Source organism: Parafrigoribacterium soli (genome assembly GCF_040227235.1).
Lineage (GTDB): Bacteria > Actinomycetota > Actinomycetes > Actinomycetales > Microbacteriaceae > Parafrigoribacterium_A > Parafrigoribacterium_A soli.
In genome coordinates this window covers 764,182-787,419 of sequence record NZ_JBELNZ010000001.1, presented here as the reverse complement: position 1 = coordinate 787,419, position 23,238 = coordinate 764,182, and the positions used below count along the sequence as shown (strand labels likewise).

Genomic DNA, 23,238 nt, shown 5'->3' with positions numbered 1-23,238 from the left:
CACCCGCCCTCTCGAATCGTGTCTGTCTACTCCCTGGATGCGCCGGGAGCGGCGCTCACGACGAAGGTGGTGGGCTGCCTGTATCCATGCTCCGCGAAAGCGCCGTCGATGGCAACTTCCAGCATCGAGAGCGAGTGCTCGGGAACGAGCGCGATGGCCGATCCGCCGAAGCCACCGCCGGTCATCCTGGCACCGATCGCGCCGTTCGACTGCGCGGTCTCGACGGCCAGGTCGAGCTCGGGCACCGAGATCTCGAAGTCGTCGCGCATCGAGCGGTGCGAGGCATCGAGGAGGTCGCCGATGGCGGCCGGGCCCTCCTCCCGCAGCGTGCGCACGGTGTCGAGCACGCGCTGGTTCTCGGTGACCACATGGCGCACCCGGCGGAAGGTCACGTCGTCAAGAACCTCCCGGGCGCGAGGTAGGTCGTCGACCGATACGTCGCGAAGCGAGTCGACACCGAGCAGCTTCGCGCCGAGCTCGCAGGACTCGCGACGCTCGCGGTAGCCGCCGGTCGCATGCTCGTGGCTGACGTTCGTGTCGATCACGAGGATGACGAGGCCGGCGGCGTCGAGACCGAGCGGAATGATCTCGGAGTCGAGGCTGCGGCAGTCGAGGAAGACCGCGCTGTCCCGCTCGCCGAGCAGCGAGGCGGACTGGTCCATGATGCCGGTCGGCGCTCCGACGGCCTTGTTCTCGGCAAGCTGCCCGACCTTCGCGAGCGTGCGGCGGTCGAGGCCGAGCGCCCAGATGTCATTGAGAGCGAGTGCCACCGCGCTCTCGATGGCGGCCGACGAGGAGAGTCCGGCACCCACCGGCACCGTCGAGTCGAGATGGATGTCGAACCCGGTCACCGAGGCAAGATCCGCCCGCCGGTCTCCCGCGACCTCCTGGCCCAGCGCCCATGCCACCCCGAACGGATACGCCGACCAGCCGCCCAGGTTCTCGGGGCGCAGGTCGTCGAGGTCGAGCTCGACGACGCCCTCGGCGAAGGAACTCGACACGTGCACCAGTCGGTCACTGCGACGGCCGAGCGCGAGCACGGTGCGGCGATCGATGGCAAAGGGGAGCACGAATCCGTCGTTGTAGTCGGTGTGCTCGCCGATGAGGTTGGCGCGGCCGGGGCCGGACCACACGTTCTCGGCCTCATAGCCGTAGTGCGCCCTGAAGGTTTCGCGCACCTCGTCGCGCAGGTCGTAGCTCATAGCTTCGCGATTCCCTCTCGAATGAGTTGCGCCGCTTCTTCGGGAAGGACGTCACCGATCCAGGCACCCATCGCGGCCTCCGAGCCGGCGAGGTACTTGAGCTTGCTCTTGCTGCGGCGCGGCGAGGTCAGTTGCAGCATGAGCCGGATCTCGTCGCGCTTCACATTCACCGGGGCCTGATGCCACGCGGCGATGTAGGGCGTGGGGGTGTCGTACATCTTGTCCACGCCGCGCAGCAGGGTGAGGTAGAGGCTCGCGAGCTCGTCGCGCTCCTCGTCGCTCGTCGCGGTGAAGTCGGGAACATGGCGGTGCGGCAGCATGTGCACCTCGATCGGCCAGCGCGCGGCGAAGGGTACGAACGCCGTCCAGTGCTCGCCAACGAGCACCACCCGCTCCGATGCCCGTTCGCTCTCGAGGATCTTCTCGAACAGGTCTGGACCGAAGCGATCGATCGCATCGATGAGCCGACCCGTGCGGGGCGTGATGTAGGGGTAGGAATAGATCTGTCCGTGGGGGTGATGCAGGGTCACGCCGATGGCCTCGCCGCGATTCTCAAACGGGAACACCTGCTCGACGCCGGGCATCGCGGAGAGTGCGGCAGTGCGATCCGCCCATGCCTCGATCACCGTGCGCGCGCGAGAGACGGTCTGACTGCCGAACGAGCCCTCGTGTTCCGGGCTGAAGCACACCACCTCGCAACGGCCCACGGAGGTGCGGGTGCGACCGAGGCCGATCGTGGCGAGGTCGTCGAGCCCGAGCGGCGCGTTCTCGCCGGTCAGCTCCGGGCCGAACGACGGCGAGCGGTTCTCGAACACCGCGACGTCGTAGTTGTCGGGGATCTCCGAAGGGTTGGATGCGCTGGCCGGTGCGAGCGGGTCCTGGTCGGCGGGGGGAAGGAAGACCCGGTTCTGTCTGGCCGCGGCGATCGAAATCCACTCGCCCGTGAGCGGGTCCTGCCGCATCGTTGCGGTGGGCGGGCGCTCGTCGAGCACGCGGGCATCCGGCGCGCGGTCAGGCGAAAGCGTCGTGTCGGCATCGTCGAAGTAGATGAGCTCGCGACCGTCGGCGAGACGGTATTCGCGCTTGGTGATCTTCGACATTCGACCTCTTCGACATGCGATTCTGCGTGGCTGCCGCCGCTAGGCTGGGCGGATGCGTGCGCCAACCGGAGAACAGTTCGAACTAACAATATCGCACGGAAAGCAACAATCCCGAGCAACGATTACCGAGGTCGCCGCGGGAATCCGGGCGCTGACCGTCGATGGCGTCGACCTGGTTGAGACGTTCCCCTCCTCCATCCGGCCGCCTTTCGGTTCGGGCACGGTTCTCTCTCCGTGGCCGAACCGCATCAAAGACGGCGTCTGGCTGCTCGACGGCGAGAAGCAGCAGCTCGACATCACCGAGCCCGCGCTCGGCAACGCCCTGCACGGACTGCTCGTCTTCACGCCCTACCGCGTGACCGAACAGAGCGAGGGCATCATCGAACTCGCCGCGTCGGTCTTCCCGCAGCACGGCTATCCGTTCCAGGCGCACACCACCGTGCGGTACGAGCTTCAGGATGACGGACTCCGCGTCACGCACACCTTCCGCAACGTCGGCGCGGGTCGCGCTCCCGTCGCGGTGGGCACGCACCCGTTCTTCACGATCGGTGACGTGCCGACCGAAGACCTCGTGCTCACGGTGAACGCAGACACCCACTTCGACGTGGATGAGCGGCTCAACCCCGTCGCTGAGCTTCCGGTCGATGGCACCGAGTTCGACCTTCGATCCGGCCGTCGAGTCGGCGACCTGCAGTTCGATGACGGATTCGGCGCCGTTCGCGTCGTGGACGGCGTCAGTCGCCACCGCCTCACCGCGCCGGACGGCCGCTTCGTCGAGCTGTGGCAGGACGAGGCGTTCGGCTACGTGCAGGTCTTCACCACGCGCGCGTTCTCCGGTGAGGGCGGAGAGCACCTCGCGGTCGCGGTCGAACCGATGACGGCCCCGGCCAACGGCTTCAACTCGGGCAAGGGCGTGCAGTGGCTCGAGCCGAACGAGAGCTGGTCCGTGACCTGGGGCATCCGTTACGGGCGGGAAGCGCAGGCCTAGAGTGTCGACCTCGCGGGAACGGGATCTGCGCCGCTGGCGGCAGTATCTCGCGGACGAGAAGGCGGAGGCCGCCGTGTACCGCGACCTGGCCGGCCGGCGCACGGGGGAGGAGCGGGAGATCCTGCTCGCGCTCGCGGAGGCCGAGGGCCGCCACGAGGCTCACTGGCAGGAACTGCTCGGTGACCAGGTCGGCGCACCGCGCAGGGGCGACATCCGCACCAGGATGCTCGGTCTGCTCGCCCGCACCTTCGGCTCTGTGTTCGTGCTCGCGCTCGCGCAGCGCGCCGAGGCCCGTTCGCCCTACGAGGCCGATGTGGATGCCACCGCGGCGATGGCAGCGGATGAACGCATCCATGGCGAGGTCGTTCGCGGTCTCGCGGCGCGCGGGCGCAATCGCCTCTCCGGCACGTTCCGCGCCGCCGTGTTCGGAGCCAACGACGGGCTCGTCTCGAACCTCGCCCTCGTGATCGGCATCAGCGCGGCCGGGGTCGCGCCGCACGTCGTGCTGCTCACGGGCATCGCGGGACTGCTCGCCGGCGCCCTGTCGATGGGGGCGGGGGAGTATGTGTCGGTGCGCTCGCAGCGTGAACTGCTCGAGGCATCCGCCCCCGATCCCTCGGCGAACACCGCGCTGCCGCACCTCGACGTGAACGCGAACGAGCTCATGCTCGTCTATCGCGCCCGCGGCATGTCGGCGGAGGAGGCGCAGGCCCAGGCGGATGCGGTGCTCGCCGACCACAGTCTCGCCTCGGTCCCAGCCGCCGAGGTCGACGAGCACGAGGCGGTCGGAACGGGACTGCGGGCCGCGACCTCGAGCTTCTGCTTCTTCGCCTCCGGTGCCGTCATCCCGATCATCCCGTACCTGTTCGGACTCAGCGGTTTCGGTGCCATCGCCATCGCGGCGGGGCTCGTGGGGCTCGCGCTGCTCGGCACCGGTGCGGTCGTCGGGCTGCTCTCCGGCGCTCCGCCGCTCCGCCGCGCGCTGCGCCAACTCGCGATCGGCTACGGCGCCGCGGTGGTCACCTACCTGCTGGGTCTCGCCTTCGGCACCGCCAGCGCCTGACCCCGCCACGTTCCCTGAGCTTGTCGAAGGGAGCCGCCTGCGTTCCCTGAGCTTGTCGAAGGGAGCCCGCCACGTTCCCTGAGCTTGTCGAAGGGCGCTTCGACGAGTTCAGCGACCGCCGCGGCCGCTCCCGATGCTCTCGGTCCCCAGCACGTTGAGAAGAGCGAGGGCCTCGGCATCGCGGGATCCGGGCGGTGCCGTGTACAGGATGAGGCTCTGGTCGCGGTCGGCGAGTGACAGTGAATCGCAGTCGACGGTGATCTCACCGACGCTCGGATGCCGGAACGTCTTGGTGAGGATTGGAGCGGCGTGCACGTCGTGTCGCTCCCAGAGGCGGGCGAACTCGTCACTGCCTTCGCGTAGTTCTTTGACGAGGCCCGTGACGACGGGGTCCGAGGGATAGCGAGCGACCGTGGCGCGGAGGGCCATGACGGCGTGCTGCCGAAACTCTGCTCCGTCAGAGACTCCATACAGTCGCCCGCGGCCGCCTTCCACCCCGAGGAACGCCTTCCGCGCGAAGTTGCGGTCCCTCGGCTCCAGCTCGCCGAAGTCTTCCATGAGGGCGCAGGCGAGATCATTCCAGGCGAGCACCTCGAACGCGGCGGAGACCACAACGGCCGCCGTCTGTGGCAGGCGTTCGAGAAGTGCAAGGATGCTGGGGCGCACGTCTCGGCTGTGAAGACCGGTGCGGCTCGGTGCCGTTCCCGCCAGGACGTGCAGGTGGTCCGACTCGGCGTCAGTCAGTCGCAATGCTTCCGCCAGCCCTGCGAGCACCTCTCCCGATGGTCGCGGAGCGGAGCCCTGCTCGAGCCGCACGTAGTACTCCGTGGAGATGTGCGCGAGCACCGCGACCTCCTCGCGACGGAGCCCGGGCGTTCTCCTGCGCGAGCCGGACGTCAGGCCTACGTCCTCCGGGCGAAGTCGCTCGCGTCGGCTGCGGAGGAAGGCTCCGAGCTCCTGCTTGTCCATGCGTCAAGTCTGCACGCTCAGCGCGCGGGGAGCGTAGTACTGACTGTGCCTGCCTTGCGTGCCCAGTGGGAACGACGCTGGTGACATGACACACAACACGAACACCACATCCATCGGCCTTCTCACCGGCAAGGTCATCGTCATCACCGGCGCCAGCCGTGGCATCGGCGCCGCTGCCGCCCGCCTCTTCGCCGAGGAGGGCGCCGCGGTAGTGCTCGCCTCCCGCAGTGCCGAGGCTCTCGATCGCATCGTCGGGGAAATTCGTGCCGACGGGGGCAGTGCGGATGCCATCGCTCTCGATCTTGCCGACCGCGCCAGCATCCGTAGTGCCATCGACCGGGTCGAAGAATTGCATGGTCGCCTCGACGGAGCCTTCAACAACGGTGCGGCCATTCAGCGGAAGCCTGGCCCGCTTGACGCGACCAGCGACGAGGACATCGAGGAGCAGTTCGCCGTGAACTTCCGCTCGCACTGGACCGCCATGAATGCCGAAGCCGCGCTCATGCGGCGCAGCGGCGGCGGGGCGATCGTCAACACCTCGAGCATCGGAAGCCGCCGCGCGAATCCCGCCCTTCCGGCCTATGGCGCCATGAAGCGCGCGCTCAACAGCATTACCGAAACCGCAGCGGTCAGCTGGGCACGGGAGGGTATCCGGGTGAACGGTATCACCCCGGGCGGTACCGCCACGGAGATGATCGACAGGTGGGAGGCGGCGACCCCGGGCATCGTCGAGCAGATCACCGCATCGATCCCGATCGGACGGATGGCCGAGCCCCGCGAGGTCGCCGAGGTTGCCGCGTGGCTGTTGAGTGACCGGGCTTCGATGGTGACCGGCGCGATCATTCCGGTCGACGGCGGGGCAGGCGCCTAGCGCAGCGTCTCGAGCACCTCGATCACCCGCGCGGCTTCCGTCTCCGGGTTCACGAAGGCGAGGCGCAGCACGGTGCGGCCGTGCCAGGTGGTCGGTACGCAGAATATGGTGCCTGAGGCGGACATCCGGTGTGACCATTCGCCGTACTGCTCAGGGGTCCAGCCGGGGCGCTCGAACAGCAGCACTGTCAGTTCCGGCTCGGCCACGAGGTCGAGGTGCTCGAACGAACGGATGGCCTCGGTCACCTCGCGAGCGGTCGCGAGCGACTTCTCTACGGCCTCGGTGTAGCGGTCGGTTCCGTGCGTGGCGAGGCTGAACCAGAGCGGCAGCCCGCGTGCTCGGCGGGAGAGGTGCAGCGCGAGCTCGCTCGGGTTCCACGACTCGCGGTCGACGTGGTCGAGGTAGCTCGCGTGCTGGGCGTGCGTCGCCCGGGCGAGCTCGGGCTCCCGGTAGACGAGCGCGCAGCAGTCGTACGGCGCGAACAGCCACTTGTGCGGGTCGACGATGAAGCTGTCGGCGCGCTCGATGCCGGCGAAAATGCCGCGCACCGACGGGGCCGCGAGGCCGGCCCCGCCATAGGCGCCGTCGACGTGCAGCCACACTCCGAATTCCTGGCACACGTCCGCGACATCAGCGAGATCGTCGACGAGCCCCTCGTTGGTCGTGCCGGCGGACGCGACGACGGCGAAGACATCCGGATGCTCCGCCAGCACCGCGCGCAACGCGGCCCCCGTGAGGTGGTCGCGTTCGTCTCCCGCAACGGTGACGATGTCCACGTCGAGAGCTCGCGCCGCGCTCTGGATCGAGGAGTGCGCCGTGGAGGTGCAGGCGAGCTGCCAGCCTCCGGCTGGTCGCCCCCCGCGCCTCGCCTTCGCGGTCTCGCGGGCGGTCATGAGCGCGGAGTGATTGCCCGAGGTGCCGCCGGAGACGAAGGTGCCACCGGAGGTGCTCGGCCAACCGAGCATGCCGGTGATCCAGGCGAGGGCCTCATTCTCGGCGAAGATCGCGCCTGCGCCGCCCTCCCAGAGGCCGCCGAAGATGTTGGCCGAACTCGTGACGAGGTCAAAGGCGATCGCCGCGCGCGTCGGCGCCGCCGGCACGTAGGCGAGGTTCATCGGGTCATCCTGCGAGCGGGTGGCAGGCTCCAGCACCCGGTCGAAGACGCGGAGTGCCGCCTCGCCTCCTATGCCGTCCGCGGTGATCGTGGCCCCCGCATCCGCCGCCAGTTCTGACGCGGGTCGCGCCGTCGACATCGGGTCGGTGTGCCGCACGACCCGCCTCGCCGCCCAGTCGAGGGCGAGCTGTACCACCTCGGATTCGTCGCCCCACACGGAGTGGACGGTGGCGGTCGCCTCGAATTCGTTCATGCCCTAACGTTCTCACCGCCGGGCAGCTACTGCAAGCTGGCCGACCCTCGCATATATAGGTACTTTGCCCGATGAGCGACCCCCACCTTAGAGAGCACTCTCGAGGGGTAAGCACAGCGAAGGGGTCGACCATCATGCAGATATCCGAGTATTCACTCACGTGGCTCAATCGTGACAGGGAAGAGCGGATGACGCGGGAACTCGAGTGGAAAAGGCGCGCACTCGAGCGCGCGGCGGCGAGCGAGCCTCCGCGCCGCACGAAGAGGCTTCCGGGTCTGCGGCGGACGGCCGCGTCGAGGCCGGAGCCCGCCGCACGGTGACGAGTGCCTCACCGGGCAGACACTGCAGGATGTGGGAGGCAGGTGACACGATGAAGGCATGAGGCCCGCCGCTGTCAGTCCGTTCATCGTGGGGCGCGAGGGCGAATTGGCCCTGCTGCGCGAAGCCCTGCAGGAGTCCATCGGTGGCGGCACCAGAACCGTCGTCTTGAGCGGCGAAGCGGGAATCGGCAAGTCTCGCGTCATTGACGATTTCCTCGCCGAACTCCCTTCCGGCACGATTCTGCTTCGAGGCCAGTCGGTTGATCTCGGCCGAGACGCGCCGCCGTACGCACCGATCGTCGAGCCCTTGCGTACGCTCGTTCGGGAATTCGGTGAGCAGACAGTGAGCACGGCAGCAGGACCCGCCCACGACACCCTCGGGGTCCTTCTCCCGGAGCTCGCGAATCCTTCCGCCTCCGTGGGCCAGAACAGCCGCGACCTGCTCTTCGACGCGGTGGCATCTCTGTTCGAGAACGTCTCGGTCGATCATCCGCTGGTTCTCGTCATCGAAGACCTGCACTGGTCTGACCCCGCCGCCGTCGGCCTGCTGCGCTTTCTTGTGCGGGTTCTCGAGCGCGCGCGAATGCTCTTCGTCTTCACGTTTCGATCCGATGAGGTTCGAAGCGGTCATCCGCTGCACGGATGGTTGCCCGAGCTGGATCGCAATCGGCGGGTCGAACGACGGGAACTGTCGCGGCTCGGGCGCAGACAATTGCGCCAGCTGGTCACGGCGCTGACCGGGTCGGGCCCGAGCGCCCGCGAGTTGGCGATCATCGCTCAGCGCACGGATGGCGTGCCCTTCTTCGTCGAGGAACTCGTGGGCCTCGACTGTTTCGGCGAGGAAGACCTGGTGCCGACGAACCTGCGCGGCATCCTGCTGGCACGGTACGAGCCTCTGAGCGACCCGACCAAGCGGATGTTGCGGCTCCTCGCGGCCGGTGGCAACCGCGTGGAGCACGCGCTGCTGACCGCGGTGTCCGCGAGCACGGCGGACGAGATCGATGCGGCCGCCCGCGAGGCGGTGGAGGCGAGCGTGCTCGTCGTGGACGGCACGAACTACGGCTTTCGGCACGCCCTCGTGCGGGAGGCCATTCACGAGGAGTTGCTGCCTGGCGAGCGGGTGCGATTCCACTCGGACTATGCGCTCGCGCTCGAGCGCGCGGCATCCGGGCGCGAGCCGGATGCAAGCGAGGTCTCCTATCACTGGATGGCTGCTCACGACCTTCCACGCGCCTTCGCCGCCTCTCTGAAGGCCATGGCGCAGGCTCGCAGCACGTTTGCCTTCGTGACGGCTGCGCGCATGGGCGAGCGCGCCATCGAGCTGTGGGAGCAGGTTCCGGATGCGGAGAGCATCGCGGGCATCAGTCGGGTCGAACTCCTCTCGCGCACGGCATACATCCTGCGGAACACGGGCGAAAGCGATCGGGCACTCGCCATCATCGACATCGCACTCGCCGAGTCGACTCCGGCGGACGTGGAGCCGTATGCGCTCATGCTGCGCAACAAGGCCTCGTTTCTCGCCAACGTGGGAAGAGAAGGCTCGATCGAGCTTCTCGGCCAGGCTCTCGAGTTGCTTCGAGGCGAAGAGGCGAGCGTGTTGCGCGCGAACGTGCTGGGCGAACTCGCCAGCCGCTACATGCTGGCCGCCCAATTCGGCCGGGCCATCGAACTGGCCGACGAGGCGTTCGCCGAGGCGCAGGGCGTCGGCTCGAGGGACCGGATGTCGGTGGCGGCGAACATCCGCGGAATCTCACGGGTGTCTTCCGGTGATGTCGAGCATGGTCTGGCCGACCTCGAACTCGCGGGAGAGCTCGCCGTCGGCAATGACTCGGCCCGCCTGCGCTTCTGGGTCAACAAGTCAGACGCGATGCAGTTGCTCGGGCGGTTTGGCGATGCGGTGGCGCTCGCCGAGACCGGGCTCGAACGCGCCAGGCAGCGCGGCGTCGAGCGCACCTCCGGCGTGATGCTCATGTCGAATGTGATCGAACCGCTCTTCGCGCTCGGAGAGGTGCAGCGCGCGACGGATCTGCTCGACCGCGCGATGGAACTGGATTCGCCGATCGGATTCAACATCCATCTGCAGCGGCTCAGGTTGCTCATGACGCTCTGGGGCGGCGATCCTGATCTCGCCGCGCGACTGCTCGAGGGATGGCGCGCCGGGCTGGGCCTTCAGATGCGTATCGACACCCAGTCGCGGCTCGGCATCGCGCGAGCCGCCGCGGAGATCGCGCTCGAACGAGGCGATGCTCCGGGTGCCTGGGACGAGGCGCGGATCGTGTTGGACCCGGATCACCACGCCTACCCGCCGTACGATCTGCCGTTGCTCGTGGTGGCCGCTCGCACACTGGCCGCGCTGACTCTCGCGGGTGCGAAGCCGACCGACGACCACGGCGAGGCGATGGCGTTCAGCGATGCCGAGGCGGCGCTGCGGCGTGTGCTCGAACTCTCGGCCTCGTGGCCGACCGCGCCGGCATACCTCGCCCTGTTCGAGGCGGAACTCGGCGGAACAGGCCGCGACGGCTCCGATTCGGAACTGTGGCGTGTCGCCGTCGAAGCGACGAGAGTCTCCACGATTCCGGTGCAGTGGATGCCGTACGCGCAGTTCCGGCGGGCGACCGCGCTCATGGCTCGGGGAGACCGGGTCGCGGCGCAGGCGAGCGCCGAGGCCGCGCGATCCCGGGCGGCAGAGGTCGGCGCACAGCTCATCGTGAATCGAACCATGGAACTCGAGAACCGGGCCGGGCTCACGATGGTGGGCCGGCATCCGTCAGACGGGCGGCAGCGGCTCACCGAGCGGGAGCGTCAAGTGCTCGCGCTGATCGGTGAGGGACTCAGCAATCGGCAGATTGCCGAACGGCTCTTCATCAGCGTGAAGACCGCGAGCGTGCACGTCTCGGCGATCCTGCGTAAGACGGGTGCGGCATCCCGCACCGAGGCGGTGTTCCTCGCCTCGGGCGGTCAGTCGGCGCAGTAGCGATTCTCAGGGGGTGGCACCGGTGGCGGCCGGCCGCGACGCATCGCTCGACCACTGCGACCAGGAGCCCGGGAACAGCGCCGCGCTGTGACCGGCGAGCTCCAGCGCGAGAATCTCGTGCGACGCGGTGATGCCCGAGCCGCAGTAGACCGCGACGGGAGTCGCGTCCTCCACGCCGAGCGCGCCGAATCGGGCACGCAGAGCGTCGGCCGGAAGGAAGGCGCCGGTGGCATCGACGTTCTCGCTCGTCGGCGCAGACAGTGCGCCAGGAATGTGGCCCGCGCGCGGATCCACTGGCTCGGTCTCGCCGCGGTAGCGTTCGCCCGCGCGAGCATCGAGCAGGATGCCGTCGTCGGCGAATCCTGCGGCCTCGTCGATGTCTATGGTCGGCAGCGCGCCCCACTGGATCACGACGTCGCCCGGCATGGCGACGCGGGCGTTGCCGACGGAGAGTTCCTGGCCCGCCTCCGCCCAGGCGCGCAGCCCGCCGTCGAGCACGCGCACCGAGCCGGCCGAGCCGGCCGAGCCGTCGAATCCCGCGCTGCGCAACAGCCACCACAGCCGCGCCGCGCTGAAGCTCTCGGCCTGGTCGTAGACGACGATCGTGCTTTCCTGGTTCACGCCGAGACCGCGGAGGGTGCGCTCAAAGTTGTCGCGATCGGGTAGCGGATGCCGCCCCCGCGCCGCAGAGGGTGCCGCGGCCAGTTCACGGTCGAGATCGACGAAGCGCGCCCCGGGAATGTGGCCCTCAAGGTAGCGCTCGCGGCCATCCGTCTGTCCGAGGCTCCAGCGCACGTCCAGCAGCACCAGCCCGGGATTCTCGAGGATTTCGGCCAGTTCGGCCACGGAGATCAGGGGACTCGTCTCTTCTGCCATCCGTCAATTATCCGCGTCGCGGCCTGAGCGTCGCGTCCCAAATGAAGAAGATGAGGGCCGGCGGGCGGGTCAGGCCTCGCCGTCGAGATCGGTCGGGGCGCCCTTCAGCTCGAGGCTCAGCTGGTCCGCGTCGAGCACCGCAAGCGCCGCGCCGAGGGCGCCCGCGCTGAACGCGCCGTCATCCCTGGCCTTCAGCAGTGCCGTGCGCTGGGCCACGATGATCGCGAGGCTCAGCCGCTTGCTCTCCTCACCTGGCCAACGGATGTCACCGGGCTCGTTCCGCTCGCGGCCGGCGTCGGCCGCGCGTGCATCCTCGGCGGCGCGATCGAGCAGCGCCATCAGCCGCACTCGTTCGAGCCCCTCGACCGCAGGATCGACGGGCGCGGGCCGCACCCAGGAGTAGACCCTCGCGAGCGTGCCGCCCTGCAGCAGGAGTGACCCGGCGGCGACGAGGAAGGCGATGAACACCAGGAGGGAGCGGCTGTGCGCCTCGACGGGGAGCGTCTGCGCGGCGGCCAGGGTGATGGCGCCTCGCATGCCGGCCCACACGACGATGCTGCCCTCGCGCCAGCCGAGCGGCTGGGAGACGAAGTACTCGATGTCCGCGAGCATCCGGCGCAGGGTTCCGCTGATGCGTTCGAGTCTGGCCTGCGGCGGGGTGCGCCCGCCCGGGAAACCGCCGAGGGCCGCATCCGGGTTCTCGATTCGCTCCTGCATGCTCGCGAGGCGCGGCTTGCGGCGCAGCCTTCGCCTGGCGTTGCGCTGCAGCCCGGCCAGAAGGGGCGCGACATACGCGGCCCGCACGATGATCGTGAGCAGGAGCGCCGCGGCGGCAAGCGCGATGGCGACGCCGATGCCCGCGTGATCCTCTTGCACATCCCCGATGATCGCCGCCAGTTCGAGCCCCATGGTGAGGAAGATCGCCCCCTCGAGCAGGAGTTCAACGGTCTTCCAATTCTGCGAGTCCGAGAGCCGGTGCTGCGGCGAGAGCACGCGGATTGCTCCGCGCCCCGTGACGAGCCCGGCGACGACCGCCGCGACGAGACCGGATGCGCCGAGCAGCTCGGCAGGAACGGAAGCGATGAACGGCACCGTGAACGAAATGACCGTATTGACCGTGGCGTCTTTCACTCGCGCGCGCACCAGCAGGTTGAGCCTGCCCACGATGAGGCCGATGACCACGGCGATGACCACGGCGAAGGCGAAGTCGCCCACGACGCTCCACAGCGAGACGGATGCTCCGGCCCCGGCGATTGCAGCCCGCAGGAGCACGAGCGCGGTCGCGTCGTTTAGCAGACTCTCGCCCTCGAGCATGGCGACGACTCTGGGCGGGGCGCCGATGCGCTTCACGATCGAGGTGGCCACCGCATCCGTCGGACTCACGATCGCCCCGAGCGCGATGCCCCAACCGAGACCGAGGTCGGGAATGAGCCAGGCGAAGAACAGGCCGAGGATGACAGCGCTCAGCACGACGAGCGCGACCGAAAGGCCCGCGATCGCCGTGAACTCACGGCGAAAGTCCATGCCGGGCATCGACACGGATGCCGAATACAGCAGGGGAGGGAGCACCCCGGCCAGGATCCACTCGGGTTCGATCTCCACGGTGGGCACGGAGGGGAGCAGACTCACACCGATGCCGAGGGCCACGAGCAGCAGCGGCGTCGCAACGCCCCAGCGGCGGCCGAGGGTGGTCGCCCCGGCGATCGCGAGCACTGCGAGCACGGCAACGATCAACACGGCGACGATCGGCACAGTCATGGCACCTCCTGCCGAGCAACGCTATCGCGGCGGGACGCGAGCCTCGACGTGCGCGCGGCACGTTCGGCCGGTCGTGGGGTCACGCCACGGTGATCGCCACGAGGCCGGCGGTGCCAAGCAGATAGAGCACGATCACGACCAGCGAGTCGATGCCCATGCCCCAGACGTGACGTTTCGGCCGGAAGATGAGTCCGACGACGTAGACGACGGTGAGGAGCGCGGCGAGCGCGGTGAGATAGATGTCGCTCGCGTTCGCCTGGGGCAGTACCGCCTTGCCACCGATCACGGTCGCGACGAGGAACAGCACCGGCAGGAACGCGTTGCCGCCGAAGATGTCACTCACGGCGAGGTTGTCGTTGCCCTGCCTGACCGCCTGAAGACCCGTGGAGATCTCCGGCAGGCTCGTCGCGAGGGCGAGAATGGTGGCGCCGAAGAGCACTCCTGAGAGACCGAGTTGGCTGGAAGCCACTTCGCCGGATTGTTCGAGCACAACACCCGCAACGAGCGTCGCGACGGCGGAGATGGTGAAGATGGCGGCCGCCTTCGCGGTGCTCATCTTCGTGGTTGTGTCACCATCGTCCTTGTCTGGGTCCGGATGCTGAGCAACAGTGTCCGGTGCAGCCCCGTCCTCGTGCCACGGTAACCCCTTCGAGGCGTGCCGCACGAGAAAGAGACCGACGATCCAGATCGCGGCGATGAGCACGACATCCGGCGTCAGGCGGGCGAAGAGCAGGCCGGACGGGAGTTGGCTGCCGGCGATCACGACCGCGAGCACGGCGATGACGACCACCGCTTCGAGCACCAGCGTGAGGGATGCCGCACGATAGGTGATCGGTTTCACATCCTTGCCACGCTTGCCGAACGCGTCGATGATCGCGATCACCACGGTCTGCAGGGCAATTCCACCGAGGATGTTGCCCGCAGCGACGTCGATCGAGCCCGACGCCGCAGCGCTCACGGTGATCGCGATCTCGGGCAGATTGGTCGCGACGGCGAGCACGATGAGTCCGCCGAGCGCACTGCCCAGGTGCAGCCGGGAGTCGAGAACGTCGGTCGTTTTCGAGAGTTGGATGCCGGCGAACCAGATCACGGCCGCCGCCACCACGAAGATCACGGCCAACAGCCAGAGCGGTAGTGAGTCCATCCCCACAGTCAACGCCTCTTGGCGGTCGAGCGGCTGCACCGCGCCGTTACAGGATGCTGGGTGGGCCCCGCGGGGCTCGAACCCGCGACCCGCGGATTAAAAGTCCGATGCTCTACCAACTGAGCTAGAGGCCCGCGCATTAAATGTAGCGTGCTGGGCGCCGTGCGCGGAATCGCGAGATGCGCCCCCAACGCAAAGAACTCGGCGGGACGCGAATGCGTCCCACCGAGTCCAGTGGTAGTGTGCCGGCGGTCAGACTCGACGGCCGGAGATGAGCCGGATCAGCCAGACGATAACCGCAATGACTGCCAGCACGATGGCGACCCACAGCAGCCAGTTCAGCGCCGAGCCAAGGCCGCTGATGATTGCCAGAACGATCGCGATAACGATTACGACAATGAGCAAGATATTCATGATGAGCTTCTCCTTCTCGTGGGGTTATCCCCGCCGTAAACGCTAGCGCTAATTGGCCCTCCTTTGGGGGGCCTTGCATAAAGTGTTCAGGCAACGTACAGTTGCGCGCCGCGCGCGCGAAACTCCGGAAAAAGGAGAAGGCGGCTGCCCCGAAATCGGGCAGCCGCCATCACCGGATCGTTACTTCTTGGCCGGCGGCATCAGCACCGAGTCGATGAGGTACACGGTCGCGTTTGCGGTGTGCACGCCGCCGCAGATGACGTTCGCGTCGTTGACCTTGATGTTGTCGCCGCTGCCGGTCACGTTGACCGTGGCGCCGTTGACCGTGGTCTGGGTTCCGTCGATCGCGTCGGGCGCGATCTGGCCGGGAACGACGTGATAGGTGAGGATGCTCGTCAGCGTCGCCGCGTTGGCCGGGTCCTTGAGGGAGTCGACGGTCGCCGGGTCAAGCTTGGCGAAGGCGCTGTCCACCGGCGCGAAGACGGTGAATTCCGAGCCGTTCAGTGTGCTGACCAGGTTGACGTCGGGGTTGAGCTTGCCCGAGACCGCGGCGACCAGCGTCGTGAGCAGCGGGTTGTTCGATGCCGCCTGGGCGACGAGGTCCTGGCTCATGCCCTTGATCGAGCCGCCGCCGTCGGGGTTTGCGGATGCGTAGCCGGCGCATCCGCTGCCCACGAGGTCGGCAGCAGGGTCGGCGGCCATCGCGGATGAGCTGGATGAGCTGGACGACTTCGGCTTGTTCTTCGTCGATGAAGAGGCCGGGCTCGAACATGCCGCGAGACCGAAGACGGCCACTGCGGCGAGGGTGACAGCGGCAAAGGCGCTGCGGTTGATGACTCGCATGAAGATTCTCCTTGGTGTGTGGCCGGATGAGCGGCCCCTCAACCGCGCTGTTGTGCGGCTGTCAGAGGGGCTTCGGTGCCGTCGCGGTTCCGGTTTGGAGGCTCGGCGAAATTTGTGCGAAACCGCCTCTCCGTGGCGAATGTGTGCTCGAACCCAAGCCGAAGCGGGTCGGGTTCCGAAGATGCTCAGTCGGAACATTCGGTTCGCGGCATTTCACACCACGGCAGCCCGGAGGCCACCATGCTCACTCTTGCCCTCATCGGATTTGTCGGTGGGCTCATCACGGGGATCTCGCCCTGCATCCTGCCGGTGCTGCCCGTCATCTTCTTCTCCGGCGGCGTGCAGAGCGCTGGAACCCAGGCCGACGGCGTGGAGAAGCCGGTGTCGCGCTGGCGGCCGTACCTCGTCATCCTTGGCCTGGTGGTGAGCTTCAGCCTGTTCACGCTCATCGGTTCGCTGCTGCTCGCGGTGCTGCACCTGCCGCAGGACTTCATCCGCTGGGCCGGGCTCGTGGTGCTCGTGCTCGTCGGAGTCGGACTGATCTTCCCGCGCTTCGAGAGCCTGCTCGAGAAGCCGTTCTCCTGGATTCCCCAGCGCAGCGTGGGCACCGAGCGCGGCGGTTTCGTGCTGGGGATCGCGCTCGGTGCCGTCTACGTTCCCTGTGCCGGGCCCGTGCTCGCCGCCATCACCGTGGCCGGCTCGACCGGCAAGATCGGCGTCGAGACGATCGTGCTCACCCTCACCTTCGCGGTCGGTGCGGCGCTGCCTCTGCTGGTCTTCGCGCTCGCCGGGCGCGGAGTCGCCAAGCGCGTGAAGAGCTTCCGCAAGCACCAGCGCGGTATCCGGATGACCGGCGGCATAGTCATGATCGCGCTCGCCGTCGGGCTCGTCTTCAACGTTCCCCAGCTGCTGCAGAGGGTGATCCCCGATTACACGAGCGTGCTGCAGGACACGATCGGCAACTCCTCGCAGGTGCAGGACAAGCTCGCTCTCGGCGGCCTCGTCAACGACCAGAACAAGAACCTCGACAAGTGCCACAACAACGCGACCACGCTGGAGAGCTGCGGCACCGCGCCAGACATCACCGGCATCCAGCAGTGGTTCAACACCCCGAACAACGCAGCGATTTCCCTAGACAGCCTCAGGGGCAGGGTCGTGCTGGTGGACTTCTGGGCATATTCGTGCATCAACTGCCAGCGCTCGGTGCCCCACGTGGTCGCCTGGGACAAGGCCTATAAGGCCGCCGGACTCACGGTGATCGGGGTGCACTCTCCCGAGTACTCGTTCGAAAAGGTGCCGGCGAACGTCAAGGCCGGGGCCGCGGCACTGGGCATCAAGTACCCGGTCGCGCTCGACAACAACCTCGCGACCTGGACCAACTATCGCAATCGCTACTGGCCAGCTCACTACCTGATCGACGCATCCGGCACCGTGCGCAACGTGCAGTTCGGCGAGGGCAACTACGCCAACACCGAGAGCCTCATTCGTGAGCTGCTGACGGATGCGCGCCCGGGTAGCCAACTGCCGGCTGTGACCGAGGTGGCAGACTCCACCCCGAAGGCGAACACGACCGAGGAGACCTACCTGAGCCCCAACAAGGTGGTGAACTTCGGCGGCGACGAGAAGTACTCCTCGAAGACCACCTCGTTTTCCTATCCCGCACGCCTCGCGGCCAACAGCTTCGCGCTGAAGGGGGCATGGAAGCTCGACGGCCAGTACATCGAGCCCACCGCCTCGCGGGCCTCGATCAAGCTGAACTACTCGGCATCCGAGGTGCGCATGGTGCTCGCCGGTAAGGGCACCGTGACGGTCGAAGTGAACGGCACGTCGTCGACGATTCAGGTCTCGGGCACGCCGAAGTCATACCGGCTGCTGAAGACCGACACGCTCGATAAGGGAACGCTGCAGGTGTCGCTCGGCAGCGGCATCCAGGCCTACTCGTTCACGTTCGGATAGCGGGCGCCGGCGCAACGAACCGCATAGGGTTAAGCGGATGTCAGACCAGTTCCATAAGCCCACGCAGTTCTCCGGTGCCAAGTTCGAGTCGCTCGAGGGCGGCGAGGACCCGGCGCACACGAGTCGCGTCGCGCACGACACCGCGCAGGCGCTGCTCGGTCGCGTGCAGGACAGCCGCGACCCCGCCGTGGTCGATCGCCTGGTCACCTTCGCCGACGAACACGGGATCGACGCGATCGCGGAGCTGTGGGCGCAGTCGGGGCCGCGCAGCCTCCCCGGAGCGCTCTGGCGCATCTACCTGCTGCGCACGCTCATCCGCCAGGACCCGGATACGATCAGCTTCCTCTTCCAACGGGGCAGTGATGCCGCGACCACGATCGACCCCGTCGTCGCGGGCGCGACGGTTCCGACCGGCCCCGACGAGATCATGGCGCTCGCAGACCAGATCCTGCGCGGACTGTTCGAGGGCGACTTCGCCGTGGCTCTCGAGCGCGCCGCCGCATTCTGCCGCCTGATCTCTGCGGGAAACACGAGTCTTGCGGATGACGTCGAGTCGACCTTCCCCGAGCGGGCGACCGAGCTCACCACCAGGGCGCTGCGCCTGTCGCAGACGGCCGCCGAATTCACGGCCTGCGCGCGACTGTGGCGGTCGGGCTCGCTCGACTGACCAGCCCCTCACCCAGGCGCATCGGGCGCCGCTGGTCTACAATGGTTCGCGGCCCTCCGGGGCCACCCGTCGGGCCGCAGTAACCCCGGGCTCCATTATTCGCCGCTTCGAGCGGCCTCGCGCCGAGAGGCGTTCTGCGGTCCGGCACTAACTCCTCGCCGTGTGCACCTTCCTGCCGCACGCCGTCCGCACTCGCGGAAGCTGGAAGTTTCGCGCCGCACCAATCCGCGACGGCCACGGTCACGAATTCCTTTCATGACCGGCGTGAAGCACTCCCAGCACTCACCCCGGCATGTCATTGAGCGGATTTTTTGACATGCTTGTGCTTGTGCCCAGAGAGACCGACCGTGACGAGGACGTTGAGTCCCGGGGTCAGTCGGGCTCCAACGAGGAACTGCTCGCGCGCATAGCCACCGGCGACGAGGCCGCCTTCGGCGCGCTGTACGACGCGCTGGCTCCTCGCGTGCTCGGCCTCGTGCGCCGACTTCTCGTCGATCACGCGCAGTCCGAAGAGGTGACCCAGGAGATCTTCCTGGAGATCTGGCAGAACGCTCCGCGTTACGAACCGAGCAAGGGCGGGGCGACAACCTGGATCTTCACCATGGCGCATCGACGCGCGGTGGACCGCATCCGGTCTTCGCAGGCCGGTCGCGACAGGGATGTGCGGATCGGCATCCGCGATTACGAGAACGACTACGACAACGTGGCCGAAACAGTAGAGATCACGATCGAGAACGAAAGGGTGAAAAAGGCGATGCAGCAGCTCACAGAACTTCAGCGTCAGGCCGTCACCCTCGCCTACTACGGCGGATACAGCCACAGCGAGGTGGCAGAAAAGCTTCAGATCCCTCTCGGAACGGTCAAGACTCGACTTCGAGACGGGATGATCCGACTGCGGGATGAATTGGGGGTGGCATCATGAGCGATCACGACGAGAAGCACCTGTTGAGCGGTGCCTACGCCCTGAACTCCCTCACGCCCGAAGAGGCCGCAGAGTTCGAGGCCTACGCCGAGGGCTCGGAGGAGGCCAGGGCGGAGACCGCTTCGCTGTCTGACACGGCCGTGCGACTCGGCCTCGCGACCGAGCCCGTGCAGCCCTCGCCCGAGCTGAAGAACAAGCTCATGGCTGCGATTCGCAGCACCCCGCAGCTGCAGCCGGATGCGGTGTCGCAGCTTTCGCAGGGTGCGAGCGCTCCGCCGCCCCAGGCCTCACCGGTCGAGCAGCCGCAGCGGCTCGAGGATGCTGCACCGCTCACGGATGCTGCGCCACTAGAGGCGCGCGCCGAGCAGAAGGCGCGCGCCCGCTGGTTCACGCGGCCCGTCACGATTCTCACGGCTGCCGCGGCAGCGGTGTTGCTCTTCGTCGGTGGAACCTTCGTCGGTCAGCTCACCGAGCGGCCGGCGGGCAACCCGGCGCTGCAGGCGCAGGCCGCGAGCCTCGTGGAGCTCTCCGCGGCGAACGACGTGCAGCGCGCGCAGGGTACGGTGGCTGGCGGCGGGCAGGCGACACTCATCTGGTCGCTGCAGCTGCGACGCTCCGCCGTGGTGCTCGATGAACTGCCCGCCCTGCCCGCCGACAAGACGTATCAGCTCTGGTACATCGACACTGCTGGCGCGAAGCCGGCGGGCACGTTCGAGCCGTCAGCCAGCGGAACGACGTGGCACGTGCTCGACGGCACGATGTCGGGCGGCGACACCGTGGGCGTCACCGTGGAGCCCGCTGGCGGCTCCGCGCAGCCCACCACGAAGCCGATCGTCGCCATCCCCACCGCCTGAGATCGCGGCCGCTGCTTGTCGAAGGGTGGCTCGGCCCCTGAGCGTGTCGAAGGGCCCTGACTTGCCATAGCCCTTCGACAGGCTCAGGGAACGATTATCCGAACTTGCCGGAGACGTAGTCCTCGGTCGCCTGCACGCTCGGGTTCGAGAACATCGTGGTGGTGTCGTCGTACTCGATGAGCTTGCCCGGCTTGCCGGTGCCCGCGATGTTGAAGAACGCGGTGCGGTCGGAGACCCGCGACGCCTGCTGCATGTTGTGGGTCACGATCACGATCGTGTACTCCTGCTTGAGCTCCTCGATGAGGTCCTCGATCGCGAGGGTGGAGATCGGGTCGAGTGCGGAGCACGGTTCGTCCATCAGCACGACATCGGGCTGCACGGCGATCGCGCGCGCGATGCAGAGGCGCTGCTGCTGGCCGCCGGAGAGTCCGGAGCCGGGCAGGGCCAGCCGGTCCTTGACCTCGTTCCAGAGGTTGGCGCCCTTGAGCGCACTCTCGACCAGGTCGTCGGAGTCCGTCTTCGACATCCGTCTGTTGTTGAGCTTGACGCCGGCGAGCACGTTGTCGCGGATCGACATCGTGGGGAACGGGTTCGGCCGCTGGAACACCATGCCCACCTGGCGCCGCACCAGCACCGGATCCACGCCCGGCCCGTAGAGGTTGTTGCCGTCGATGAGCACCTCGCCCTCGACGCGCGCGCCGGGGATCACCTCGTGCATGCGGTTGAGCGTGCGCAGGAAGGTGGACTTGCCGCATCCGCTCGGGCCGATGAAGGCGGTGACGGTGCGGGGTTCGATCGTGAGGGTCACGTCTTCGACGGCCTTGAACTTGCCGTAGTAGACGTTGAGGTCGTTGACTTCGATGCGCTTTGACATGGGGTCCTATCGGCCGAGCTTGGGGGAGAAGATTCGCGCGACGAGCCGCGCGATCAGGTTGAGTGCCATCACGATGAGAATAAGCGTGAGCGCCGCCGCCCACGCGCGGTCGAGCGAATCGGAGGCGTTCGGAGACTGCATCGCGTACTGCAGGTAGGAGAAGACCGGCAGGGTCATCATCCGGTCGTCGAAGAGGTTGTAGTTCATGCTCGCGGTGTATCCGGACACGATGAGCAGCGGGGCCGTCTCGCCGATCACCCTCGCGATGGCGAGCGTGATGCCCGTGGTGATGCCGGCAAGCGAGGTGGGAATGACGATCTTCAGGATGGTGAGCCACTTGGGAACGCCGAGCGCGTATGAGGCCTCCCGCAGCTCGTTCGGCACGAGCTTCAGCATCTCCTCCGACGAGCGCACCACCACCGGGATCATGAGCACGGAGAGGGCGACCGAGCCGCTGAATCCCGAACGGAAGCCGGGGTTGCCGGTGAGCAGAGCGAAGAGCGCGAAGGCGAACAGGCCCGCGACGATCGAGGGAATGCCGGTCATCACGTCGACGAGGAAGGTGATGGTGCGAGCGAGTATGCCGCTGCCGTATTCCACCAGGTAGATGGCCGTGAGCAGCCCGATGGGCACCGAGATCAGGGTGGCGAAGGCGGTGACCTCGATCGTTCCGACCACCGCGTGCAGTGCGCCGCCGCCTGGGCCGAGCACGTTGCGCATCGACTCGGTGAAGAACGACGGCAGGATCATGCGCGGCAGGCCCTTGAGCGCGACCGTGTAAATGAGCGACACGAGCGGCAGCACGGCGACGATGAACGCCGTTGCGACGAGCGAGGTCACGAGCCGGTCGATCGCCTTGCGGGCGCCCTCGATGAGCAGCGAGACCACGTAGATCAGGATGTCGAAGAGCACGGTTCCGAGAAACAGCGCGCCGATCAGGTTGAACTCTTTCGTGCCGCCGCCGAGCTGAATCAGCAGGAAGACCAGGCCGAGCAGAATCCAGCTGCCCAGCAGCAGCATCCAGACCGCACCTCGCGGCAGTCTGCCGGCGGTGAGGGAGTTGGCGATCGGGCCGGCGGTGACGGTCATCAGTTGGCTCCCGAGAATGCCTTGCGGCGGTTGACCGCGTAGCGCGCGATCGCGTTGACGATGAAGGTGATGACGAAGAGCACGAGTCCGGACGCGATGAGGGTGTTCACGCCGACCCCTGAGGCCTCTGCGAACTGCAGGGCGATGTTCGCGGCGATGGTGTTGGGGTTCTGCGAGGTGAGCAGCAGGAACGAGACCACCGCTGCGGGTGATAGCACCATTGCGACGGCCATGGTCTCGCCGAGCGCGCGGCCGAGCCCGAGCATCGCCGCCGAGATGATGCCGGGACGTCCGAACGGCAACACGGCCACGCGGATCATCTCCCACCTCGTGGCGCCGAGCGCGAGCGCGGCCTCCTCGTGCAGCTTCGGCGTCTGCAGGAAGACCTCGCGGCAGACCGCCGTCATGATCGGCAGCACCATGACGGCGAGCACGATCGCCACCGTCAGGATGGTGCGCCCCGTGCCCGAGACATCCCCGCCGAAGAAGGGAATCCACGCAGCGTGCTCGTTCAGCCAGGCGTAGAACGGCTGCACCGCGGGCGCCAGCACCTGGATGCCCCACAGGCCGAACACCACGGATGGCACGGCCGCGAGCAGGTCGATGATGTAGCCGAGGAGCTGGGCGATGCGGCGCGGCGCGTAGTGAGAGATGAAGAGGGCTACTCCGATGGAGACCGGGGTCGCGATGATCAGGGCGATGGCGGCGGCCCAGACGGTTCCGAAGACGAGCGGCCAGACGTAGACCCAGAAGTTCGGTGCCGCGTTCGGCAGGCTGCCCGGCTTCGCGATGAGAGCCGGGATGCTCTGCGCGACAAGGAAGATCGCCACCGCGGCGAGCACCGCGAGGATGACCGAGCCGGCGACGATCGTGCTCGTGGAGAAGACTCGGTCGCCCAGCCGCTTTCTGGCCGTGATCTCGCCTGCTGCTGTGGTCATCCCTGTCTTCCTGCTGGCTGTGTCATGGATTCGTGCTCATTGCGCCGGT

General features: G+C 67.6%; 20 protein-coding genes and 1 tRNA gene. 8 read left to right on the top strand and 13 right to left on the bottom strand.

The annotated features are described in order from the left end of the window. Nucleotides 1-26: 26 nt before the first annotated feature. A complete protein-coding gene (gene galK, locus ABUA37_RS03860; RefSeq protein ID WP_349897791.1) occupies nt 27-1,202 on the bottom strand; it encodes a galactokinase in 1,176 nt (391 codons plus the stop codon). Then, nucleotides 1,199-2,302, bottom strand: a complete 1,104-nt coding sequence (gene galT / locus ABUA37_RS03855; RefSeq protein ID WP_349897790.1) for a galactose-1-phosphate uridylyltransferase — start codon at nt 2,300-2,302, stop codon at nt 1,199-1,201. Before galT ends, galK begins: the two co-directional genes overlap by 4 nt. A gap of 52 nt (nt 2,303-2,354) precedes the next feature. Between galT and ABUA37_RS03850 the strand changes: the two genes are divergently transcribed. Together ABUA37_RS03850 and ABUA37_RS03845 are read left to right on the top strand one after the other, a co-directional pair. After that, complete coding sequence (locus ABUA37_RS03850; protein ID WP_349897789.1) at nt 2,355-3,290, top strand: aldose 1-epimerase family protein; 936 nt, start codon at nt 2,355-2,357, stop codon at nt 3,288-3,290. Nucleotide 3,291: 1 nt separating this feature from the next. After that, nucleotides 3,292-4,353, top strand: coding sequence for a VIT1/CCC1 transporter family protein (locus tag ABUA37_RS03845; protein WP_349897788.1), 1,062 nt, complete (start codon nt 3,292-3,294; stop codon nt 4,351-4,353). 108 nt (nt 4,354-4,461) lie between these two features. Here the strand turns inward: ABUA37_RS03845 and ABUA37_RS03840 are convergent, their stop codons facing one another. After that, entirely contained in the window at nt 4,462-5,322 is an 861-nt protein-coding gene (locus tag ABUA37_RS03840) for a helix-turn-helix transcriptional regulator (RefSeq protein WP_349897787.1), read from the bottom strand. Between the two features lie 85 nt (nt 5,323-5,407). On the opposite strand from ABUA37_RS03840, the gene ABUA37_RS03835 reads away from it, so the two are divergent. Next, entirely contained in the window at nt 5,408-6,193 is a 786-nt protein-coding gene (locus tag ABUA37_RS03835; protein ID WP_349897786.1) for an SDR family NAD(P)-dependent oxidoreductase, read from the top strand. Here ABUA37_RS03835 and ABUA37_RS03830 read toward each other — a convergent pair. Next, on the bottom strand, nt 6,190-7,560 hold the full coding sequence (locus tag ABUA37_RS03830) for a pyridoxal phosphate-dependent decarboxylase family protein (protein ID WP_349897785.1): 1,371 nt from the start codon (nt 7,558-7,560) through the stop codon (nt 6,190-6,192). The genes ABUA37_RS03835 and ABUA37_RS03830 overlap by 4 nt on opposite strands. A gap of 378 nt (nt 7,561-7,938) precedes the next feature. Between ABUA37_RS03830 and ABUA37_RS03825 the strand changes: the two genes are divergently transcribed. Continuing rightward, nucleotides 7,939-10,854: a helix-turn-helix transcriptional regulator gene (locus tag ABUA37_RS03825; RefSeq protein WP_349897784.1), complete on the top strand. Its 2,916-nt coding sequence runs from the start codon at nt 7,939-7,941 to the stop codon at nt 10,852-10,854. Between the two features lie 6 nt (nt 10,855-10,860). Here ABUA37_RS03825 and ABUA37_RS03820 read toward each other — a convergent pair whose 3' ends face one another. The 6 genes from ABUA37_RS03820 to ABUA37_RS03795 form a co-directional block, all read right to left on the bottom strand. Then, nucleotides 10,861-11,730 (bottom strand): sulfurtransferase, encoded by an 870-nt coding sequence (locus ABUA37_RS03820; protein ID WP_349897783.1) that lies wholly within the window; start codon nt 11,728-11,730, stop codon nt 10,861-10,863. 69 nt (nt 11,731-11,799) lie between these two features. After that, entirely contained in the window at nt 11,800-13,488 is a 1,689-nt protein-coding gene (locus ABUA37_RS03815; RefSeq protein ID WP_349897782.1) for a cation:proton antiporter, read from the bottom strand. Nucleotides 13,489-13,567: 79 nt separating this feature from the next. Then, nucleotides 13,568-14,632, bottom strand: coding sequence for a sodium:calcium antiporter (locus ABUA37_RS03810; RefSeq protein ID WP_349897781.1), 1,065 nt, complete (start codon nt 14,630-14,632; stop codon nt 13,568-13,570). A gap of 61 nt (nt 14,633-14,693) precedes the next feature. After that, a tRNA-Lys gene (locus ABUA37_RS03805) sits at nt 14,694-14,766 on the bottom strand. A 118-nt stretch (nt 14,767-14,884) separates the two neighbouring features. Beyond that, nucleotides 14,885-15,046: a hypothetical protein gene (locus ABUA37_RS03800; protein ID WP_325520929.1), complete on the bottom strand. Its 162-nt coding sequence runs from the start codon at nt 15,044-15,046 to the stop codon at nt 14,885-14,887. A gap of 180 nt (nt 15,047-15,226) precedes the next feature. Beyond that, the gene (locus ABUA37_RS03795; RefSeq protein ID WP_349897780.1) at nt 15,227-15,889 is read right to left on the bottom strand and encodes a fasciclin domain-containing protein; all 663 of its coding nucleotides are present in this window, start codon (nt 15,887-15,889) and stop codon (nt 15,227-15,229) included. 240 nt (nt 15,890-16,129) lie between these two features. Here ABUA37_RS03795 and ABUA37_RS03790 point away from each other — a divergent pair, with 240 nt between their 5' ends. From ABUA37_RS03790 to ABUA37_RS03775, 4 genes are all read left to right on the top strand, one after another. Beyond that, nucleotides 16,130-17,845: a cytochrome c biogenesis protein DipZ gene (locus tag ABUA37_RS03790; protein WP_349897779.1), complete on the top strand. Its 1,716-nt coding sequence runs from the start codon at nt 16,130-16,132 to the stop codon at nt 17,843-17,845. Between the two features lie 37 nt (nt 17,846-17,882). Continuing rightward, nucleotides 17,883-18,512, top strand: coding sequence for a DNA-directed RNA polymerase subunit beta (locus ABUA37_RS03785; protein ID WP_349897778.1), 630 nt, complete (start codon nt 17,883-17,885; stop codon nt 18,510-18,512). 316 nt (nt 18,513-18,828) lie between these two features. Then, a complete protein-coding gene (locus ABUA37_RS03780) occupies nt 18,829-19,434 on the top strand; it encodes a sigma-70 family RNA polymerase sigma factor (RefSeq protein WP_349897777.1) in 606 nt (201 codons plus the stop codon). Further along, nucleotides 19,431-20,288 carry an anti-sigma factor gene (locus ABUA37_RS03775; protein ID WP_349897776.1) on the top strand — a complete coding sequence of 286 codons (858 nt, stop codon included), beginning with the start codon at nt 19,431-19,433 and terminating at the stop codon, nt 20,286-20,288. The genes ABUA37_RS03780 and ABUA37_RS03775 overlap by 4 nt, the downstream gene beginning before the upstream one ends. 94 nt (nt 20,289-20,382) lie before the next feature. Here the strand turns inward: ABUA37_RS03775 and pstB are convergent, their stop codons facing one another. Genes pstB through pstC form a run of 3 tightly spaced genes read right to left on the bottom strand, consistent with a single transcriptional unit; the run spans nt 20,383 to nt 23,189 of the window. After that, nucleotides 20,383-21,162 (bottom strand): phosphate ABC transporter ATP-binding protein PstB, encoded by a 780-nt coding sequence (gene pstB / locus ABUA37_RS03770; RefSeq protein ID WP_349897775.1) that lies wholly within the window; start codon nt 21,160-21,162, stop codon nt 20,383-20,385. 6 nt (nt 21,163-21,168) lie between these two features. Further along, nucleotides 21,169-22,251, bottom strand: coding sequence for a phosphate ABC transporter permease PstA (pstA, locus tag ABUA37_RS03765; protein ID WP_349897774.1), 1,083 nt, complete (start codon nt 22,249-22,251; stop codon nt 21,169-21,171). Then, a complete protein-coding gene (pstC, locus tag ABUA37_RS03760) occupies nt 22,251-23,189 on the bottom strand; it encodes a phosphate ABC transporter permease subunit PstC (RefSeq protein ID WP_349897773.1) in 939 nt (312 codons plus the stop codon). The genes pstA and pstC overlap by 1 nt, the downstream gene beginning before the upstream one ends. Nucleotides 23,190-23,238: the final 49 nt, after the last annotated feature.

What these genes read in the sequence shown, in the direction of transcription:
- galK (WP_349897791.1), bottom strand. Translation starts at nt 1,202, where the DNA reads ATGAGCTACGACCTGCGCGACGAGGTGCGCGAAACCTTCAGGGCGCAC.
- galT (WP_349897790.1), bottom strand. Translation starts at nt 2,302, where the DNA reads ATGTCGAAGATCACCAAGCGCGAATACCGTCTCGCCGACGGTCGCGAG.
- ABUA37_RS03850 (WP_349897789.1), top strand. Translation starts at nt 2,355, where the DNA reads ATGCGTGCGCCAACCGGAGAACAGTTCGAACTAACAATATCGCACGGA.
- ABUA37_RS03840 (WP_349897787.1), bottom strand. Translation starts at nt 5,322, where the DNA reads ATGGACAAGCAGGAGCTCGGAGCCTTCCTCCGCAGCCGACGCGAGCGA.
- ABUA37_RS03835 (WP_349897786.1), top strand. Translation starts at nt 5,408, where the DNA reads ATGACACACAACACGAACACCACATCCATCGGCCTTCTCACCGGCAAG.
- ABUA37_RS03830 (WP_349897785.1), bottom strand. Translation starts at nt 7,560, where the DNA reads ATGAACGAATTCGAGGCGACCGCCACCGTCCACTCCGTGTGGGGCGAC.
- ABUA37_RS03825 (WP_349897784.1), top strand. Translation starts at nt 7,939, where the DNA reads ATGAGGCCCGCCGCTGTCAGTCCGTTCATCGTGGGGCGCGAGGGCGAA.
- ABUA37_RS03820 (WP_349897783.1), bottom strand. Translation starts at nt 11,730, where the DNA reads ATGGCAGAAGAGACGAGTCCCCTGATCTCCGTGGCCGAACTGGCCGAA.
- ABUA37_RS03815 (WP_349897782.1), bottom strand. Translation starts at nt 13,488, where the DNA reads ATGACTGTGCCGATCGTCGCCGTGTTGATCGTTGCCGTGCTCGCAGTG.
- ABUA37_RS03810 (WP_349897781.1), bottom strand. Translation starts at nt 14,632, where the DNA reads ATGGACTCACTACCGCTCTGGCTGTTGGCCGTGATCTTCGTGGTGGCG.
- ABUA37_RS03800 (WP_325520929.1), bottom strand. Translation starts at nt 15,046, where the DNA reads ATGAATATCTTGCTCATTGTCGTAATCGTTATCGCGATCGTTCTGGCA.
- ABUA37_RS03795 (WP_349897780.1), bottom strand. Translation starts at nt 15,889, where the DNA reads ATGCGAGTCATCAACCGCAGCGCCTTTGCCGCTGTCACCCTCGCCGCA.
- ABUA37_RS03790 (WP_349897779.1), top strand. Translation starts at nt 16,130, where the DNA reads ATGCTCACTCTTGCCCTCATCGGATTTGTCGGTGGGCTCATCACGGGG.
- ABUA37_RS03785 (WP_349897778.1), top strand. Translation starts at nt 17,883, where the DNA reads ATGTCAGACCAGTTCCATAAGCCCACGCAGTTCTCCGGTGCCAAGTTC.
- ABUA37_RS03780 (WP_349897777.1), top strand. Translation starts at nt 18,829, where the DNA reads ATGCTTGTGCTTGTGCCCAGAGAGACCGACCGTGACGAGGACGTTGAG.
- ABUA37_RS03775 (WP_349897776.1), top strand. Translation starts at nt 19,431, where the DNA reads ATGAGCGATCACGACGAGAAGCACCTGTTGAGCGGTGCCTACGCCCTG.
- pstB (WP_349897775.1), bottom strand. Translation starts at nt 21,162, where the DNA reads ATGTCAAAGCGCATCGAAGTCAACGACCTCAACGTCTACTACGGCAAG.
- pstA (WP_349897774.1), bottom strand. Translation starts at nt 22,251, where the DNA reads ATGACCGTCACCGCCGGCCCGATCGCCAACTCCCTCACCGCCGGCAGA.
- pstC (WP_349897773.1), bottom strand. Translation starts at nt 23,189, where the DNA reads ATGACCACAGCAGCAGGCGAGATCACGGCCAGAAAGCGGCTGGGCGAC.